Consider the following 14,743-nt stretch of genomic DNA (forward strand, 5'->3'; position numbering starts at 1 on the left):
CCACACCATCGGGAAGCCACATGATCCGCCACACACGAGATATCACCGACTCGGCCACGCCCCGGCTGAGCCGCGAGGCCATCATCGCGTGCGCTCTGGAGCGGATCGACGACGACGGCCTGGCCGGACTGTCGATGCGCAACCTCGCCAAAGCCTTGGACGTTGAAGCCATGTCGCTCTACCGCTACGTGAACGGGCGCGAAGATCTGCTCGAAGGCGTGGTCGACGTGCTCATGACGGGGCTCACGGCGGCGTTGCGCGACGCCCGGGGCGACAGCTGGCAGCGGTTCATGCAGGTGACCGCGCACGAGGTGCGCCGCGTCGCGGTCGAGCACCCGCGAGCCTTCCCGCTCATCGCGACGCGCCACCCCGCCGCGCCGTGGTTGCGTCCGCCGCTGCGCAGCGTCGAGGTGGTCGAGATCTTCCTCGCGTCGCTGATCGACTTCGGTTTCAGCGACCAGCAGGCCGTCGACGCCTACCGCGCGTTCAGCAGCTTCCTCCTGGGCCAGCTACTGCTCGAGGCGGCCGTGCGCGGTGCCGAGACCGGGCCGGTGGAAGAACCCCTGGACGAGGGTGGCGCCGACGTGCCGCAGAGCGACGGCGAGCGCGAGGTCGACGACCTGCCGCAGGTCATGCGCCTGCGTTCCCTGCTCAGCGAGGATCGCGCCGACGAGGAGTTCGAGGTCGCCCTCGAGTCCCTGCTGGACCGCCTCGATCGGGAGATGTCGCAGTAGCACTCACGTGCGCAGGTGCGACGCCCCGTTCAGGTCGAGGATCGCTCCTGACGCCCACTGCGACTGCGGCGAACTGAGGTAGACCACGGCATCCGCCACCTCTGCCGGCTCCGCAACGCGACCGAAGGGGCTCTGGGACCGGATGCCGTCGCCGACCTCCCCCGTCAGCTTCTGCTGCTGCCGGTCGGTGCCGACGAAGCCCGGCGCGACAGTGGTGACCGAAATGCCGTGAGGCGCGAGGGCGACCGCGAGCGATTGCCCCATCGCGTGCAATCCCGCCTTCGCCGCGCCGTACGCGGGGAACTCGGGTTCTCCGCGGAACGCTCCGCGCGAGCCGACGTTGACGATCGCGCCCTCGATGCCGCGGTCGATCATCGACCGCGCGACGAGGAAGGCAACGTTCGCCGGGGCCAGCAGGTCGACGGCCACCATCCGCTCCCACACGCGGTGCCAGGCCTCGTACGCGGTCGTGGCGATCGGGTGCGACGTCTCGGCGTTCGGCGCGATCGCGGCGTTGTTGACGAGCACGTCGATGCGCCCGAGCCCCGACAGTGCCTCGTCGACGACCCGCGCGGCCACCGCCGGGTCGGACAGGTCTCCGGTCACGAGCACGTGCCCCTCGCCGTGCAGTTGCGCGAGCGTCTCCTCGGCGGCGTCGCGGTCGCTGGCGTAGTGCACGGCCACGCGGTCGCCGCGCGTGCTGAGGGCGATGGCGATGGCGCGACCGATTCCGCGCGAGGCGCCGGTGACGAGGGAGTGCTGCATGGGTCCATCCTGACCGACGCGAACGTCGACCGGAGAGGGTGCGGGCCGGGTCAGGACGAGTAAGGTTTCAGGTCGGCGGGCGAGAAGTAGTTCTGCGTCACCCCGCCGAAGCGCACGAGGTACGTGCCGCGCTTCTCGTCGAGGTAGACGACAGTGCCGACGTTGCCGGACATGACGGGTCCGGAGATCTCGACGGTGTCTCCGATCGCGAACGCGTTCATGGGCGGCTTCCTGTCCGATCTCGAGCGAGCGTCCGGGCGGTACCGCGAAACGGCTGCACCACCCGGACTGTCCGGGGCTCCGCCGCCGGGACGATGAACCGGTCGCCTCCGACGTGGATGCCTCACGCTACGGCTGAGCCCGGCGCCCGAGGCGGGCTTGACGAGCTCCCCCGGCAGATGCGTGTCAGGCGCGGGTGAAGCCCTCGAGGTCGGGGTCCCAGAAGGCGTCGGGGTTCTCGTCCGCGTCGGGCTGTTCGACGGCGACGGCGGGCGCCTGGGGGAAGCGCTTGTGCTGGCGCAGCTCGTGCGCGGCCCACGAGAAGTCCGGCTCTTCGCCGTCCCAGGAGGCCGGAGCGCTGAGCACGTCGTTGCCGACGCCGATCACCAGCTCGGCTTCTTCGTGATCTCCGCGCGCGGTGACGATCGGGATGCTCACGGCCTCGGCCTGCCCCTCTGCGGCGATCGATGCGGTGAGCTGCACGAGCGCCTCCGCCACGTCGTCGGTCGTGGTCACGGTCTCGCCGGCATAGGTCACACATCGCATTCCCACATGCTCGTCGTTCCGGGGCGCGGCGGGGGGCCGGTTGCCCGGGCGACCGCACTCCGATAGGGCGATGTCGGAGGCGACCGCTAGTGTCCGACGAAGAGGCGCACGAAGGAGCGATCATGGCCGAGGCACCCGAGCTCACCGTCGACGACGCCGCCGCGTGGCGCGCGTGGCTCGACGCGCACGAGGGCACCAGCGACGGCGTGTGGCTCGTGCTCGCCAAGAAGGGCACCGTCGAGCCCACCACCCTGACCTACGCGCAGGCGCTCGACGAAGCCCTGTGCAGCGGCTGGATCGACGGGCGCAAGCAGTCCCGGGATGCCGCGACCTTCCGCCAGCACTTCACTCCCCGCCGCGCGCGGTCGATGTGGTCGAAGCGCAACGTCGACATCGTCGCCCGTTTGGCCGACGAAGGCCGCATGCGACCCCGCGGCGCCGACGAGATCGCCCGCGCGCAGGCCGACGGGCGATGGGACCGCGCGTACGCCGGCTCGGCCGACATCGAGGTGCCACCCGAGCTGCAACAGGCCCTCGACGCCTCCCCCGCGGCCGCCCGCGCGTTCGCCGCACTCACGAAGGCGGAGCGCTACTCGGTGCTGCACCCGGTCGTCACCGCCGCGACCGACACGACGCGGGCCGCGCGCATCGCGAAGCACGTGGCCGCACTCGAGGGCGGGGGCGGTCCGCAGCCGAGCTGAAAGGCCCCGCGGCCGTCGGCGCCGACGAGAATGGGCACATGCGCACCAGACTCCTGCGGAACGTCGCTCTGACGGCATCCGTCATGCTCGGTCTGGTCGCGTGCGCCCCCGCCGCGCCCTCCGCCGAGGTGCCGGCGTATACGACGCCCACCGACGGACCGGTCGTGTCGTTCTACGGCGACTCGTACACCCGCGGCACCGGCGCCACTTCATCGAACGAACGGTGGTCGACGATCATCTCCGTCGACCGGGGCTGGCGCGAGATCAACCACAGCGAGAACGGCCTCGGCTTCGTGAACCTCCGCGCGCGCCTGCGCAACGGTCTCGACGACGTCCCCGCGCTCGTGATCGCCGACCACCCCGACATCGTCTTCGTCACGATGGGCCTGAACGACAACTTCAGCTACGACGAGCGCGCCGACGAGATCCACGCCACCATCGACAGCGACCTGCATCGGCTGCGCGACGCCCTGCCCGCGGCACGCATCGTCGTCATCGAACCGTTCTGGTACACCGCCGACCGGCCGGCCTCGCTCGAGGTCATCTCGGGGTGGGTCGAAGACGCCGCCGCGCGCATCGGGGCCGATCACATCGACGGAGCCAGCCGATGGCTCGACGGCCACTACGCCGACGACCCCGACAGCTGGATGGCCGGCGACGGCCTGCACCCCAACGACACCGGCTACGCCCACATGGCGGAGCAGATGGATGCCGCGCTCCGCGCCCTCGACCCGCCGCTATGACGACAGCGGTCGCGACGATCCCCGCCGACCGAGCGCCCAGACGCCCGCCGCGGCGAGGAGCAGCAGCGTCAGGATGCCGCCCACGTGCAGGACGAGCGACGCGAGGCCGCGCTCGGGCAGAAGGAAGCCGTAGGGAACCCATCCGTCGGTGGCCCCTCGCACGACGACGACGGTGATCCACGCGAGCGGGTAGGGCAGAACCCACCAGAGCTGGCGCCACGCGAGCCGGGGCCGATCGGGAGCCGTCGCGACGTCGGCCACGACGAGCACGGGGAACACGACGTGCAGCGTCACGCTCACCCACGGCGGCGCCGAGCCCGTGCCCGGCACGAGCCCGTTGTAGACGACCGCGACGACCACGAGGCATGCCGCGCCGATCGCCCACGCCAGCGTCACGACCCGCGGAACGGAGCGGCGAGCGAGCCCCAGACCGCCCACGACGATCAGCACGAGAGCCGTCAGAGCGCTCGTCTGATTGGTGAAGTAGCCGAAGAAGTCGAAGGGGTTGCCGTCGTCGGCGACGATGCGCAGCGCGTACGAGTACGCCACCACGGCGACGACGAGAACGCCGACCACGATCCGGGCCAGGGCACGCGAGCGCCCTCCGCTGCGGGTGGTGTCGAGGCTCACCCCGCGACCATAACGCGAGAGAGAAGCTCAGGCCTCTTCGGTCGTCCGCGCTCGGAACCACACCGTCAGCTCGCGCACGGCGCGGATCGCGTCGTCTTCGTCGTCGGACTCGAGGTCGTCGAACGTGTCGCGGAAGCCCTCGGGCGCCGGGGTGGAGGGAACGCCGATCGGCTCGTAGCCCATTGTCCATTCCGAGAAGCGGCGCTCGTCGATCTCTTCGGACAGCAGCACCCGCACCTCGGCGTGCCGCGGGTCGCGACGGATCTTCGTCATGAGCTCGTCCACGGCATCCGTCGACCCTTCCAAAACCTGGAAGAAGCGGCCCCGGCGATACAGCAGCATGCCGGTCAGGTCGTGCTCGTGGTTCGAGCGGCGGCTCTGCGCGAGCAGCTCGGCCAGGCGGTCGTCGTCGAACGGTTCGGTCGCCGTGCTGACGTACGAGACGGAGACCAGTGGTTCGCTCATGCGTCACCCCCGCCATTGATGGATCGCGGCGCGGGCACGCGCACCTCGGACAGGGTGATTTCGGCGTCTTGGGGAGGTTGGCCATTCGTGACGGCGGCCATGGCGGCGGTGAGGGCGCGGAAGCTGCCGACGAGACGGGAGCGACCGTCGTAGGCGAGGAAGGTGCCGCCGGGCTGACGATCGATGTAGCCGAGGAAGACGCCCTTGCGGCTACCGACGTGGAAACCCTCTTCGACACGAGCCCACACGACTCCGGCGCCGGGGCGGTCTGGAGACCCCATGGTCACCGCTCCTTTCGCCCGAGGATGGAAACCGGGCACGAGCGACCGTACCTGGCACCTCGGACACTGAGCGGGCCTTGACAGATCGCTCATCCGACCCCTGTCGCGATGTGCGAATCGCTCACGAGATGGCGGCTCGAAGCTGCTCCGCGTCGTCGGTTCCGGTCGCCTCGACGATGAGTCCCCGCTCGACGCGGTACATCGCGAACGAGGCGAGGTTCACCCGCCGACGCGTGGCCGGCAGGTGCGCGAAGGTGCCCGTGTGCGTGCCGCCCGCGCGCAGGTGCACGGCGAGGCGGTCGTCTTCGACGATCAGCTGGATGCGCTTGGCCTGCCAGTCGGGAAACCCGTGCAGCAGTTCGGCGTAGTCGGCGATCCAGGCCTCGGCCCCCGCCGGCAGGTGAGCGCGGCGCACAGCCGGGTGGAGGAAGCCGCGCACGGCCTCGATGTCGTGACGGTTGTACGCGTCGAGGAAGTCGGCGAACCACTCGCGCGTCTCCCAGGCCTCCACCCCTCCATTATCGAGCGGATGCCGCGGTGTCGGCACTACAGAGCGCTCGAATACGACCCCTCGCTATCACAGGGCGTTTCAGAACGCCGCCCCCTCGGCCGCCCGGAATCCTCGTGGAACCGTGGGGACATGGCATCCCCCCTCGCCCTCTTCCGTGACGACTCCCTCTCGCTGCTGGTGCGCGGCTACGGCTTCGGTTCGCGCCTGTGGCGCCGCGCGGACCGCGGCGCGCGCGCCGTGCCGTTCCGTCTGCTCGGGCGCGAGGCGCTGTTCGTCCGAGGTGAGGAGGGCGTGGATCTTTTCTACGACGAGTCGCGCATCCGTCGCCACGGCGCCATGCCCGCCTTCATCCAGGAGTCGCTCTTCGGCCACGGCTCGGTGCACAGCCTCGACGGCACCGAGCACCGCCACCGCAAGGCGGCCTTCGTCGACGTGCTGTACGACGACGCCGAGGTGCAGCGGCTGCTTCCCGAGCTCGATCGGCAGTGGCAGGGGGAGCGCGAAGCCTGGATCGCCGGCGGCGAGCGGTCGGCGTACGACGCCGCCGTGGGAGCCCTCGGTCGCGCGATCATGCGCTGGGCGGGGATCCCCGGCACCGCTGCCGCGCAGACCCGCTGGGCGAAGCGGCAGGCGCAGATCGTCGACGGGTTCGGCGTCCCCTACTCGCCCGAGTTCGCGCTCGCGCTGCTGAACCGCCGCTGGTCGGACCGCCACGCCGCCGAGCTGATCGACGCGGTGCGTGCAGGCACCCTGCACCCCGCGGAGAACACGGCCCTGCACGCCTGGGCGCACCATCGCGACGAAGACGGCGAGCTCCTGCCCGCGAAGACCGCGGGGATCGAGCTGCAGAACAGCTTCCGCCCGATGATCGCGGTGTCGCGCTTCGTCGCCTTCGCTGCGAAAGAGCTGCACGACCGGCCCGAGTGGCGTGAGCGCATCGCCGCCGAGACGGCCGAACGCGGGACGCTCGTGGGCGGAGAGCTCGCGACGGCCTTCGCGCAGGAGATCCGTCGCACCGCCCCCTTCGTGCCGATGCTGCCCGCGTGGGCCGAGACCGACATCGAGCTCGACGGTCAGCGCGTGCCCGCCGGCGGGCGGGTCGTGCTCGACATCCTCGGCACCGACACCGACACCCGCGAGTGGGAGCGCCCCTCCGATTTCGCTCCCGAGCGCTTCGTCGGCGTCGACGACTACGAGGCGCTGAAGGCGTTCGTCCCCCACGGCGGTGCCGACGTGCGCACCGGTCACCGCTGCCCCGGCGAGAAGCTCGCGATCGCCGGGCTCGCAGCATCCATCGCCGTCCTCAGCGACCCGCGCCTGCGCATCAGCGGCCGCGGACTCGAGGTGAACAGGAGACGGATGCCGACCAAGCCGCGTTCCGGAGGTCGCGTGCGCCGCGCCGACGCGCCGTCGTCGTGCCCGTTCCACTTCGGACTGGGCTCGAAATGACACGCGTGTAGTTTCGAAGGTTGGTCCGTAGCGGCGGTTTTCCACAACCTGGATGCACAGAGAACCGGGCTTTCTCCACAACGATCCACAGAGTTATCCACAGGTAGGGACGATCACCTTCGTAAGCGCGTCCGTGCAGCGCGGGCGCTCGACAGTGGCGCCGGCGCCCCGCCGTCAGCGCTCGAGCACCACCGCGAGCCCCTGCCCCACACCGATGCAGATCGCCGCGACCGCGACGCCCCCGCCGCGGCGCTTCAGCTCGTGGGCCGCGCGCGCGATGATGCGGCCGCCCGAGGCGCCGAGGGGGTGACCGATCGCGATCGCTCCCCCGTTCTCGTTGAGACGGGCGGGGTCGAGCTCGGTCCACAGCTTCGCGCACGCCAGGGTCTGCGACGCGAACGCCTCGTTGAGCTCGACGAACGACACGTCGCCCCACGTCTTGCCGGCGCGGGCGAGAGCGCGGTTCGCCGCCTCGACGGGAGCGACGCCGAACACGTCGGGGTCGTTGCCGAACGCGGCCCGGCCGGCGATGCGGGCCAAGGGCTCGGCATCCAGTGCCCCCTCCGCGCCCAGCAGCACCGCCGACGCGCCGTCGTTGATGGGCGAGGAATTGCCCGCGGTGACCGACCCGCCCTGCCGGAAGGCCGAGCGCAGGCCCGCCAGCACCTCGGCGGTGGAGTCGTCGCGGATGCCTTCGTCGCGCGCGAGCGCGTGCCCCTCGACCTGCACGATCTCGTCGTCGAAGCGCCCCTCGGCCCACGCGGCCGCGGCGAGGCGGTGGCTGCGGGCGGCGAATTCGTCCTGCTCCTCGCGGGAGATGTCGTAGATCTCGGCGAGCTTCTCGGCGCTCTCGCCGTTGGAGATCGTCCAGTCCTTCCGCAGGCGCGGGTTCGTCATGCGCCAGCCGATCGAGGTGTTCCACATCGTCTGGTTGGCGGCGGGGAAGGGCCGCGGGCTCTTCTCGACCACGAACGGGGCCCGCGTCATCGACTCGACGCCGCCCGCGAGGATCACCTCGGCATCGCCCGCCTCGATCGCGCGCGAGCCCTGGATCACGGCATCCAGCGACGATCCGCACAGGCGGTTGATGGTCGTGCCGGGCACCGACGAGGGGAAGCCCGCGAGCAGCGCGCCGAAGCGCGCGACGTTGCGGTTGTCTTCGCCGGCTTGGTTCGCATCGCCGAAGATGACGTCTTCGATGCGCGCGGGGTCGAGGCCGGTGCGTTCGACGACGGATGCCATGACGGTGGCGGCCAGATCATCGGGGCGCACATCGGCGAAGGCCTTCGCGTGGCGGGCGAAGGGGGTGCGGACGGCGTCGTACACGAACGAAGCGGGCATGGTCAGCTCTCCGGGTCGAGAAGGGTCAGACCGAGGAGGTGCTCGATCTCGGCGTGGGTGTTGTCGCCGAACAGTTCGCGCACGCGGAAACCGTCGGGCGTGACGTCGAAGACGCCGTGGTCGGTGTAGACCCGCGAGACGCAGCCCACCCCGGTCAGCGGGTAGGTGCAGGCGGCGACGAGCTTGGGCTCGCCGCCCTTGGTGAGCAGATCGGTCATGACGTAGACGTCTTTCGCGCCGATCGCGAGGTCCATCGCCCCGCCGACGGCCGGGATCGCGCCGGGCTCGCCGGTCGACCAGTTGGCGAGGTCGCCGCCGGCCGACACCTGGAACGCACCGAGCACGCACACGTCGAGGTGCCCGCCGCGCATCATGGCGAACGAGTCGGCGTGGTGGAAGTAGGCGGCCCCCGCGAGCGCGGTGACGGGCTGCTTGCCCGCGTTGATGAGGTCGGGGTCGACCCGGCCGCACTTGGGGGCGGGGCCCATGCCGAGCATGCCGTTCTCGGTGTGCAGAACGATCTCGAGCCCCGCGGGCAGGTAGTCGGCGACGAGGGTCGGCGCTCCGATGCCGAGGTTGACGACGGCGCCCTCGGGGATGTCGGATGCCACGCGGGCGGCGAGATCGCGCCGCGAGATGCGGGTGGTCATGCTTCCTCCTCAGGGGCCAGGGCCCGGCCCTCGATGTCGACGCCGCCGACGAAGGCGCCGTCGCGCAGCCACGCCCGCTCGCCGACCGCGACGACGCGATCGACGTACAGGCCGGGGGTCACGACGGCCTCGGGGTCGAGGGAGCCGAGTGGCACGATCTCGTCGACCTGCACGACGGTGGTCGTGGCGGCGGCGGCCATGATGGGCCCGAAGTTGCGGGCGGTCTCGCGGTAGACGAGGTTGCCCCAGCGGTCGGCGGCGCGGGCGCTCACGAGCGCGACGTCGGCGTGGATGGGGTATTCGAGCACGTAGTCGCGGCCGTCGATACGCCGCGTCTCCTTGCCCTCGGCGAGCTGCGTCCCGAAGCCGGTGGGGGTGAAGAACCCGCCGATGCCGGCGCCCGCGGCGCGGATGCGCTCGGCGAGGTTGCCCTGCGGCACGAGCTCGAGTTCGACCTTGCCGTCGCGGTACAGGCCGTCGAACACCCACGAGTCGCTCTGGCGCGGGAACGAGCAGATCATCTTGCGCACCTGACCGGCGGCGAGCAGGGCCGCGAGTCCGGTGTCGCCGTTGCCGGCGTTGTTGTTGACGACGGTGAGGTCGCCGGCCCCGTGAGCGATCAGCGCGTCGATCAGCTCGACGGGCTGCCCGGCGCGACCGAAGCCGCCGATCATCACGGTGGCCCCGTCGGCGATGCCGGCGACGGCGGCCGCGACGTCGGGAACGGTCTTGTCGATCACGGCGCGGCCTCCTCGTTCGTCTCCGACGGAGCCGGTTCGGGCGTCGCGAAGACCTCCGACGCGATGCGGAAGGCCGAGTTGGCCGCCGGCACGCCGGAGTAGATCGCCGACTGCAGGATGACCTCGCGGATCTCCTCGACGCTCAGGCCGTTGCGCAGCGCCGCGCGCAGGTGCATCGCGAGCTCCTCATGGTGGCCGTGTGCGATGAGCGAGCTCAGCACCGCGATCGAGCGCGAGCGGCGGTCGAGGTCGGGCCGTGACCACACGTCTCCCCATGCGACGCGCGTGATGAAGTCCTGCCAGTCGGCGGTGAGGTCGGTGGTCGCGGCGATCGAGCGATCGACGTGCGCGTCGCTCAGCACGGCCCGGCGCACGGTCATGCCCTGGTCGTGGCGTTCCTGATCGGTGGGCATCAGGCGTCCTTTCGGGAAGACGAGGTCGTCGAGACGGAGGCGAAGAACGACCGCAGCAGAGCCGCGACGGCCTCGGGCTGTTCGGCCGGGGGAAGGTGGCCGGCGTCGTCGATGCGCGCGACGCTCCCGCGCTGCACGCCCTCGGCGATCTCGACGGCCTTGGATTCGGGGGCGACCTGGTCGAACGCTCCCCACGCGGCGAGCACGGGAACCGCCATCTCGCCCAGCGTGGAGCGCACGTCGTACGCGGCGAGCGCCTCGCAGCACCGGGCGTAGCTGTCGTCGTCGGCGTCCTGCAGCGCGTGCAGCAGGCGGCCGCTCAGCTCGGGGCGGCGGGCCATCGACTCGGGCGCGAACCAGCGCTGGGCCGAGCCGACGATGAGGCTCGAGGTGCTCTGCGACCGTGCCTGGGCGGCTCGCTCGGTCCACGATGCGGCATCTCCGAGCACGGCTCCGGATGCCACGATGGCGGCGCCCCGCAGCCGGGTGCCGTGACGCCGGGCGAGCTCGAGGCCCGTCGCCCCGCCGAGGGAGACCCCGGCGTAGAGGAACGTGTCATCAGGGATCGTGGCGGCCACGGCATCCGCGAGATCCGCGACCGTGAACGCCTCGCGCGCGATCGGGCCGGCCCCGTGGCCGGGGAGGTCCCACGCGGCGACGCGATAGTCGTCGGCGAGCAGGGGCACGACGTCGTCCCACAGGATGGTCGAGGTGCCGAGCGACGGCCCGAGCACGACGAGGGGTGCGTCGACCGGTCCGACGGGCTCGGTCAGGGCGATGAGGCTCATGCGTCGGCTCCTTCGTCGTGCGCGGTGCCTCCGCCGGCGTGGCCGGTGCCGCGGGCGAGGCGGGGCGCGAGGCCGACGTAGGCGGCCGGATCGAGTAGCGCGTCGATGTCGAGGTCGGCCGCCTCGGGCAGCGCCCGCAGGCGCGGGGCGAGGTCGTCGTCGCCGTCGAGCAGGGCCGCGAAACGCTCGGCGCCGATGAGCGGCACGAGCACGCCCCGCAGACGCTCGCTGACGAGGCGCCCGCCGGTCAGACCAGCGTTGGCCGTCGCGGCTCTGGCGTCGACGCGCAGGTGAGCGAGCAACGACGACCCGTGCGCCGCGGCGCCGACCGCCAGGCGCAGGAGCTCGCGCAGCGTCGGCCATTCGGCGTGCCAGGCGCCGTCGGGGCGCTCGTCGACCGCGAGGGCCGAGGCCAGGTGCAGGGTCGCGCCCAGCTGGGGGGCGCGCAGGGCGGCCGAGCGGATGAGCACCGCCTCGGCGGGGTTCTGCTTCTGGGGCATGGCCGACGATCCGCCGCCCACGCCCTCCGACACCTCGCCGATCTCGGTGCGGCTGAGGGTCGCGACGTCGGCGGCCGTCTTGCCGAGCGCATCGATGGCCTGCACGAGGGCGTCGCCGATCTCGGTCACGGGCCAGCGCGTCACGTGCCAAGGTGCGTCGGGGGCGTCGAGCTCGAGCGCCCGGGCGAAGGCCGCGGGCAGGGCGTCGGCGGCATCCGTCGATCCGGTGATCTCGACGAACGACGCGAGCGTTCCGCCCGCCCCCGCGAGCTGCGCGGGGAAGACCAGGGCGTCGAGCCGCACGACGGCCCGCTCGAGTCCGCGCGCCCAGGTCGCGGCGCGCGCCCCGACCGTGGTGGGCACCGCGTGCTGCGTGAGGGTGCGCGCTGCGGCGACCTCGTCGGCGTGCGCGGTGGCGAGCTGTCGGGCCCAGACGGCGGCGTTGGCGACCGAGCGGCGCGTCTGCTCGACCGCGCGGCGGGCGACCACCATGAGCGCGGTGTCGAGCACGTCTTGGCTCGTCGCCCCGCGGTGGATCCACCCGCGGTGCTCGGCCGGCACCTGGGCCTTGAGCGCACCCACGAGGGGGATCACGGGGTTTCCCCCGGCGACCGCGTCGCGCACGAGCGCATCGACGTCGAGAGCCCGCACGGGCGAGGCGTACTTCTCGTCGATTCCGAAGACGTGATCGATCTCCGCGCGCGCCTCACGCGGGGCGGCCCCCACCGCGACGTAGGCCGCGACCAGCGCGCACTCGACACGGATCATCGTGGTCAGCACGAACTCGTCGGACAGCAAGGCGTCGTGACCGACGCTCACGGGCGAGAGCAGCCCGAGGTCGATGCGCGGGAGAGGCTCAGAAGGCAAGGAACACCGTCTCGTTCTCGCCCTGCAACCGGATGTCGTGCGACAGGTACCCGTCGGGCGTCCGGGTCGCGACGAGGCTAGCGCGCTCCTGCGACGTCAGCGCGGACAGCAACGGATCGGCGGCGAGAGCGTCGTCGTCGGCGGGCGAGTAGATGCGCGTGTGCAGCTTGTCGGGGAGCCCGCGCGCGAACACGATGGCCGCGAAGAACCCCGCACGACCCCGGATGCCGCCCGGCTCGCGCGTCCAGAACGAGTAGCGCCCCTCGTCGTCGGTGAAGGCGCGTCCGAACCCGGTGAAGGTGTGGTCGTCACGGCGGAACGCGCCGCGCGCGCGGGGCACGGAGCCGTCGGCATCCGCCCCGAAGATCTCCACGAGGGCGTCGGGGATCGGCGCTCCCGCCCCGTCGTACACCGTGCCCGAGAGCACGATCGCGCCGGGCGAGTGCGGGAAGACGACCTCGTGCTGCTTCGGGAACTCCAGGCCGTAGGCGAAGAACGGCCCGACCGTCTGGCCGGGGGTGGCGCGGTGCGTCTTGGCGGGGATCACTCGTCGCCCTCCTGCTCGTCCTTCGACAGGCTCAGGAACCCCATCGACAGGCTCAGGGACCACGTCGTGCGTCGGTGTCGTCGTCATGTCACTCGTCCTCTGCCTCGAAGTAGGTCGCGTCCGGTCCGTCGACCACGATGTCGAAGCGGTACCCCGTCGCCCACTCGGGCGAGGTGAGGTCGTGGTCGTAGACGCCCACGAGGGCGTCGCGGTCCTTCTGGCGGTGGATGGAGTTGTAGATCGGGTCGAGCGCGAACAGCGGGTCGCCCGGGAAGTACATCTGCGTCACCAGCCGCTGCGTGAACGACGACCCGAACACCGAGAAGTGGATGTGCGCCGGACGCCACGCGTTGCGGTGGTTCTTCCAGGGGTAGGGGCCGGGCTTGATGGTCGTGAAGCGGTACTCACCGTTGTCGTTCGTGACCGCGCGGCCGGCGCCCGTGAAGTTCGGGTCGAGGGGCGCGGGGTGCTGGTCCCGCTGGTGGATGTAACGACCGGCCGAGTTCGCCTGCCAGATCTCGATGAGCTGGTTCGCCACCGGGCGCCCCCACGAATCGAGCAGCCGCCCCTGCACCGTCATGCGCTCGCCCAGCGGCTCCCCCGCGTGCTGCAGGGTGAGGTCCGACTCGATGGCCGCGACGTCGCGCTGGCCGAACGCGGGCGAGAACAGCTCGATGGTCTCGGGGTCGACGAGCTTCGGATTCTTGGTCGGATGCCGCAGCACGCTCGACCGGTAGGCCGGAAAGTCGTGCGCGGTCGCGGCGACGCGCTCGCCCGTGGCGTCGAGAGCGTCGAGCTGGGCATGGCGGGCCTGGATCTCGCGGACGATCTCGTCTTGCGTCGCCTGGTCGGGAGCGGCCAGCAGCGATTCGGGGGCCGCGGCGGGGGCGTTCGTCATGGGGTCTCCTTCGACCCCTCCATGCTCCGTCACCGCCCCGCATCGTGGCCAGGCGTTCCCGCTGAATGGGAGTCGTGCCAGGGTGGAGGCGTGGCGAACTCCCCCTCCGGCGATTCGGTGACCGATCGACTCGTGCGCATCCTCGAGACCTTCACCCCCACGCGCACCGCGCAGACCACGGCCGACATCGGTCGTCGGGCGGGCCTGCCGAGCTCGTCGGCGCACCGGATCGTGAACGAGCTGGTGGATGCCGGTCTGCTCGAGCGCGACGACGAACGTCGCGTGCGCGTGGGCATGCGGCTGTGGGAGCTGGCGACCCGCTCGTCGCACGCGCTGCGCCTGCGCCAGGCGGCCCTGCCCTATATGGAACGCGTGCAGCAGCGCGTGCGCGAGCACACTCAGCTCGCGATCCTCGAGCAGGATGAGGCGCTGTTCCTCGAACGACTGAGCGCTCCCGACTCCGGCGCGAACATCACCCGCGTCGCCGGGCGCCTTCCCCTGCACGCGTCGTCGTCGGGACTCGTCCTGCTCGCCTTCGCCCCGCACGACCTGCAGGAGCGCGTGCTCGCCGGCCCTCTCGCGCGGGTCACGGCCGACACGATCGTCGACCCCGCGGCGCTTCGCCGCACCCTCGCCGAGATCCGCACCCTCGGCCGGGTCGTCGCCCCCGGTTACGTCGACGAGGTCTCGACGGGCGTCGCGGTGCCCGTGCGCGATGAGACCGGGGCGGTCATCGCCGCCCTCTCGGCCGTGCTCCCGCGCGACGCCGAGACCCAGTTCGCCCTCGTCGAGCTGCACCGCGCGGCCCGTGACACCGAGCGCGCTCTGGGCTACCGCCGCTGACCCACCGCCTCCGCGCGCGCGCTCCACCTCCCCGTTGAGCGCCCAGGGAGGTGGACTCGCGACGTCCCGATGAATGGGAGTGATGGAGCGAGCCGACCCCTGCAGCGCGCAC

At 71.7% G+C, this 14,743-nt stretch carries 20 protein-coding genes; 5 read left to right on the forward strand and 15 right to left on the reverse strand.

The window, feature by feature from the left end; genetic code table 11:
• Positions 1 to 20 precede the first annotated feature (20 nt).
• Positions 21 to 734 carry a TetR/AcrR family transcriptional regulator C-terminal domain-containing protein gene (locus LPW41_RS00530; protein ID WP_154097108.1) on the forward strand — a complete coding sequence of 238 codons (714 nt, stop codon included), beginning with the start codon at positions 21 to 23 and terminating at the stop codon, positions 732 to 734.
• 3 nt (positions 735 to 737) lie between these two features.
• Here LPW41_RS00530 and LPW41_RS00535 read toward each other — a convergent pair whose 3' ends face one another.
• The 3 genes from LPW41_RS00535 to LPW41_RS00545 form a co-directional block, all read right to left on the reverse strand.
• On the reverse strand, positions 738 to 1,499 hold the full coding sequence (locus LPW41_RS00535) for an SDR family NAD(P)-dependent oxidoreductase (RefSeq protein WP_154097107.1): 762 nt from the start codon (positions 1,497 to 1,499) through the stop codon (positions 738 to 740).
• Between the two features lie 50 nt (positions 1,500 to 1,549).
• Positions 1,550 to 1,720 carry a hypothetical protein gene (locus LPW41_RS00540; RefSeq protein WP_187358443.1) on the reverse strand — a complete coding sequence of 57 codons (171 nt, stop codon included), beginning with the start codon at positions 1,718 to 1,720 and terminating at the stop codon, positions 1,550 to 1,552.
• 184 nt (positions 1,721 to 1,904) lie between these two features.
• Complete coding sequence (locus tag LPW41_RS00545; protein ID WP_154097106.1) at positions 1,905 to 2,264, reverse strand: hypothetical protein; 360 nt, start codon at positions 2,262 to 2,264, stop codon at positions 1,905 to 1,907.
• Between the two features lie 122 nt (positions 2,265 to 2,386).
• Here LPW41_RS00545 and LPW41_RS00550 point away from each other — a divergent pair, with 122 nt between their 5' ends.
• Both LPW41_RS00550 and LPW41_RS00555 read left to right on the forward strand, forming a co-directional pair.
• Entirely contained in the window at positions 2,387 to 2,965 is a 579-nt protein-coding gene (locus LPW41_RS00550; RefSeq protein ID WP_230703845.1) for a YdeI family protein, read from the forward strand.
• Positions 2,966 to 3,003: 38 nt separating this feature from the next.
• On the forward strand, positions 3,004 to 3,708 hold the full coding sequence (locus tag LPW41_RS00555) for an SGNH/GDSL hydrolase family protein (protein ID WP_230703846.1): 705 nt from the start codon (positions 3,004 to 3,006) through the stop codon (positions 3,706 to 3,708).
• Here the strand turns inward: LPW41_RS00555 and LPW41_RS00560 are convergent.
• The 4 genes from LPW41_RS00560 to LPW41_RS00575 all read right to left on the reverse strand — a co-directional run bounded on the left by LPW41_RS00560 (position 3,703) and on the right by LPW41_RS00575 (position 5,595).
• Positions 3,703 to 4,338: a Pr6Pr family membrane protein gene (locus tag LPW41_RS00560; RefSeq protein WP_154097104.1), complete on the reverse strand. Its 636-nt coding sequence runs from the start codon at positions 4,336 to 4,338 to the stop codon at positions 3,703 to 3,705. The two genes, LPW41_RS00555 and LPW41_RS00560, sit on opposite strands and share 6 nt — an antisense overlap.
• 27 nt (positions 4,339 to 4,365) lie before the next feature.
• Positions 4,366 to 4,803, reverse strand: a complete 438-nt coding sequence (locus LPW41_RS00565; RefSeq protein WP_154097103.1) for a BLUF domain-containing protein — start codon at positions 4,801 to 4,803, stop codon at positions 4,366 to 4,368.
• Positions 4,800 to 5,084 carry a hypothetical protein gene (locus LPW41_RS00570; RefSeq protein ID WP_187358442.1) on the reverse strand — a complete coding sequence of 95 codons (285 nt, stop codon included), beginning with the start codon at positions 5,082 to 5,084 and terminating at the stop codon, positions 4,800 to 4,802. Before LPW41_RS00570 ends, LPW41_RS00565 begins: the two co-directional genes overlap by 4 nt.
• Before the next feature lie 121 nt (positions 5,085 to 5,205).
• Positions 5,206 to 5,595 carry an ester cyclase gene (locus LPW41_RS00575; RefSeq protein ID WP_154097102.1) on the reverse strand — a complete coding sequence of 130 codons (390 nt, stop codon included), beginning with the start codon at positions 5,593 to 5,595 and terminating at the stop codon, positions 5,206 to 5,208.
• 129 nt (positions 5,596 to 5,724) lie between these two features.
• Between LPW41_RS00575 and LPW41_RS00580 the strand changes: the two genes are divergently transcribed.
• Positions 5,725 to 7,044: a cytochrome P450 gene (locus tag LPW41_RS00580; protein WP_154097101.1), complete on the forward strand. Its 1,320-nt coding sequence runs from the start codon at positions 5,725 to 5,727 to the stop codon at positions 7,042 to 7,044.
• A 174-nt stretch (positions 7,045 to 7,218) separates the two neighbouring features.
• Here the strand turns inward: LPW41_RS00580 and LPW41_RS00585 are convergent, their stop codons facing one another.
• From LPW41_RS00585 to pcaH, 8 genes are all read right to left on the reverse strand, one after another.
• Entirely contained in the window at positions 7,219 to 8,385 is a 1,167-nt protein-coding gene (locus LPW41_RS00585) for a thiolase family protein (RefSeq protein WP_230703847.1), read from the reverse strand.
• Between the two features lie 2 nt (positions 8,386 to 8,387).
• Positions 8,388 to 9,035 carry a 3-oxoacid CoA-transferase subunit B gene (locus LPW41_RS00590; protein ID WP_144831351.1) on the reverse strand — a complete coding sequence of 216 codons (648 nt, stop codon included), beginning with the start codon at positions 9,033 to 9,035 and terminating at the stop codon, positions 8,388 to 8,390.
• Complete coding sequence (locus LPW41_RS00595) at positions 9,032 to 9,775, reverse strand: 3-oxoacid CoA-transferase subunit A (RefSeq protein ID WP_144831348.1); 744 nt, start codon at positions 9,773 to 9,775, stop codon at positions 9,032 to 9,034. Before LPW41_RS00595 ends, LPW41_RS00590 begins: the two co-directional genes overlap by 4 nt.
• On the reverse strand, positions 9,772 to 10,188 hold the full coding sequence (gene pcaC / locus LPW41_RS00600; RefSeq protein ID WP_144831346.1) for a 4-carboxymuconolactone decarboxylase: 417 nt from the start codon (positions 10,186 to 10,188) through the stop codon (positions 9,772 to 9,774). Before pcaC ends, LPW41_RS00595 begins: the two co-directional genes overlap by 4 nt.
• Complete coding sequence (locus LPW41_RS00605; protein ID WP_144831343.1) at positions 10,188 to 10,976, reverse strand: alpha/beta fold hydrolase; 789 nt, start codon at positions 10,974 to 10,976, stop codon at positions 10,188 to 10,190. The genes pcaC and LPW41_RS00605 overlap by 1 nt, the downstream gene beginning before the upstream one ends.
• The gene (locus LPW41_RS00610) at positions 10,973 to 12,343 is read right to left on the reverse strand and encodes a lyase family protein (RefSeq protein ID WP_230703848.1); all 1,371 of its coding nucleotides are present in this window, start codon (positions 12,341 to 12,343) and stop codon (positions 10,973 to 10,975) included. The genes LPW41_RS00605 and LPW41_RS00610 overlap by 4 nt, the downstream gene beginning before the upstream one ends.
• Positions 12,333 to 12,890, reverse strand: a complete 558-nt coding sequence (gene pcaG / locus LPW41_RS00615) for a protocatechuate 3,4-dioxygenase subunit alpha (protein WP_230703849.1) — start codon at positions 12,888 to 12,890, stop codon at positions 12,333 to 12,335. Before pcaG ends, LPW41_RS00610 begins: the two co-directional genes overlap by 11 nt.
• Positions 12,891 to 12,978: 88 nt before the next feature.
• Entirely contained in the window at positions 12,979 to 13,788 is an 810-nt protein-coding gene (pcaH, locus tag LPW41_RS00620) for a protocatechuate 3,4-dioxygenase subunit beta (protein ID WP_144831334.1), read from the reverse strand.
• 90 nt (positions 13,789 to 13,878) lie between these two features.
• Between pcaH and LPW41_RS00625 the strand changes: the two genes are divergently transcribed.
• Positions 13,879 to 14,631, forward strand: coding sequence for an IclR family transcriptional regulator (locus LPW41_RS00625; protein WP_144783919.1), 753 nt, complete (start codon positions 13,879 to 13,881; stop codon positions 14,629 to 14,631).
• The last annotated feature ends 112 nt before the right edge of the window (positions 14,632 to 14,743 follow it).

The organism is Microbacterium sp. JC 701, assembly GCF_021026215.1.
GTDB classification, from domain to species: Bacteria; Actinomycetota; Actinomycetes; order Actinomycetales; family Microbacteriaceae; genus Microbacterium; species Microbacterium algihabitans.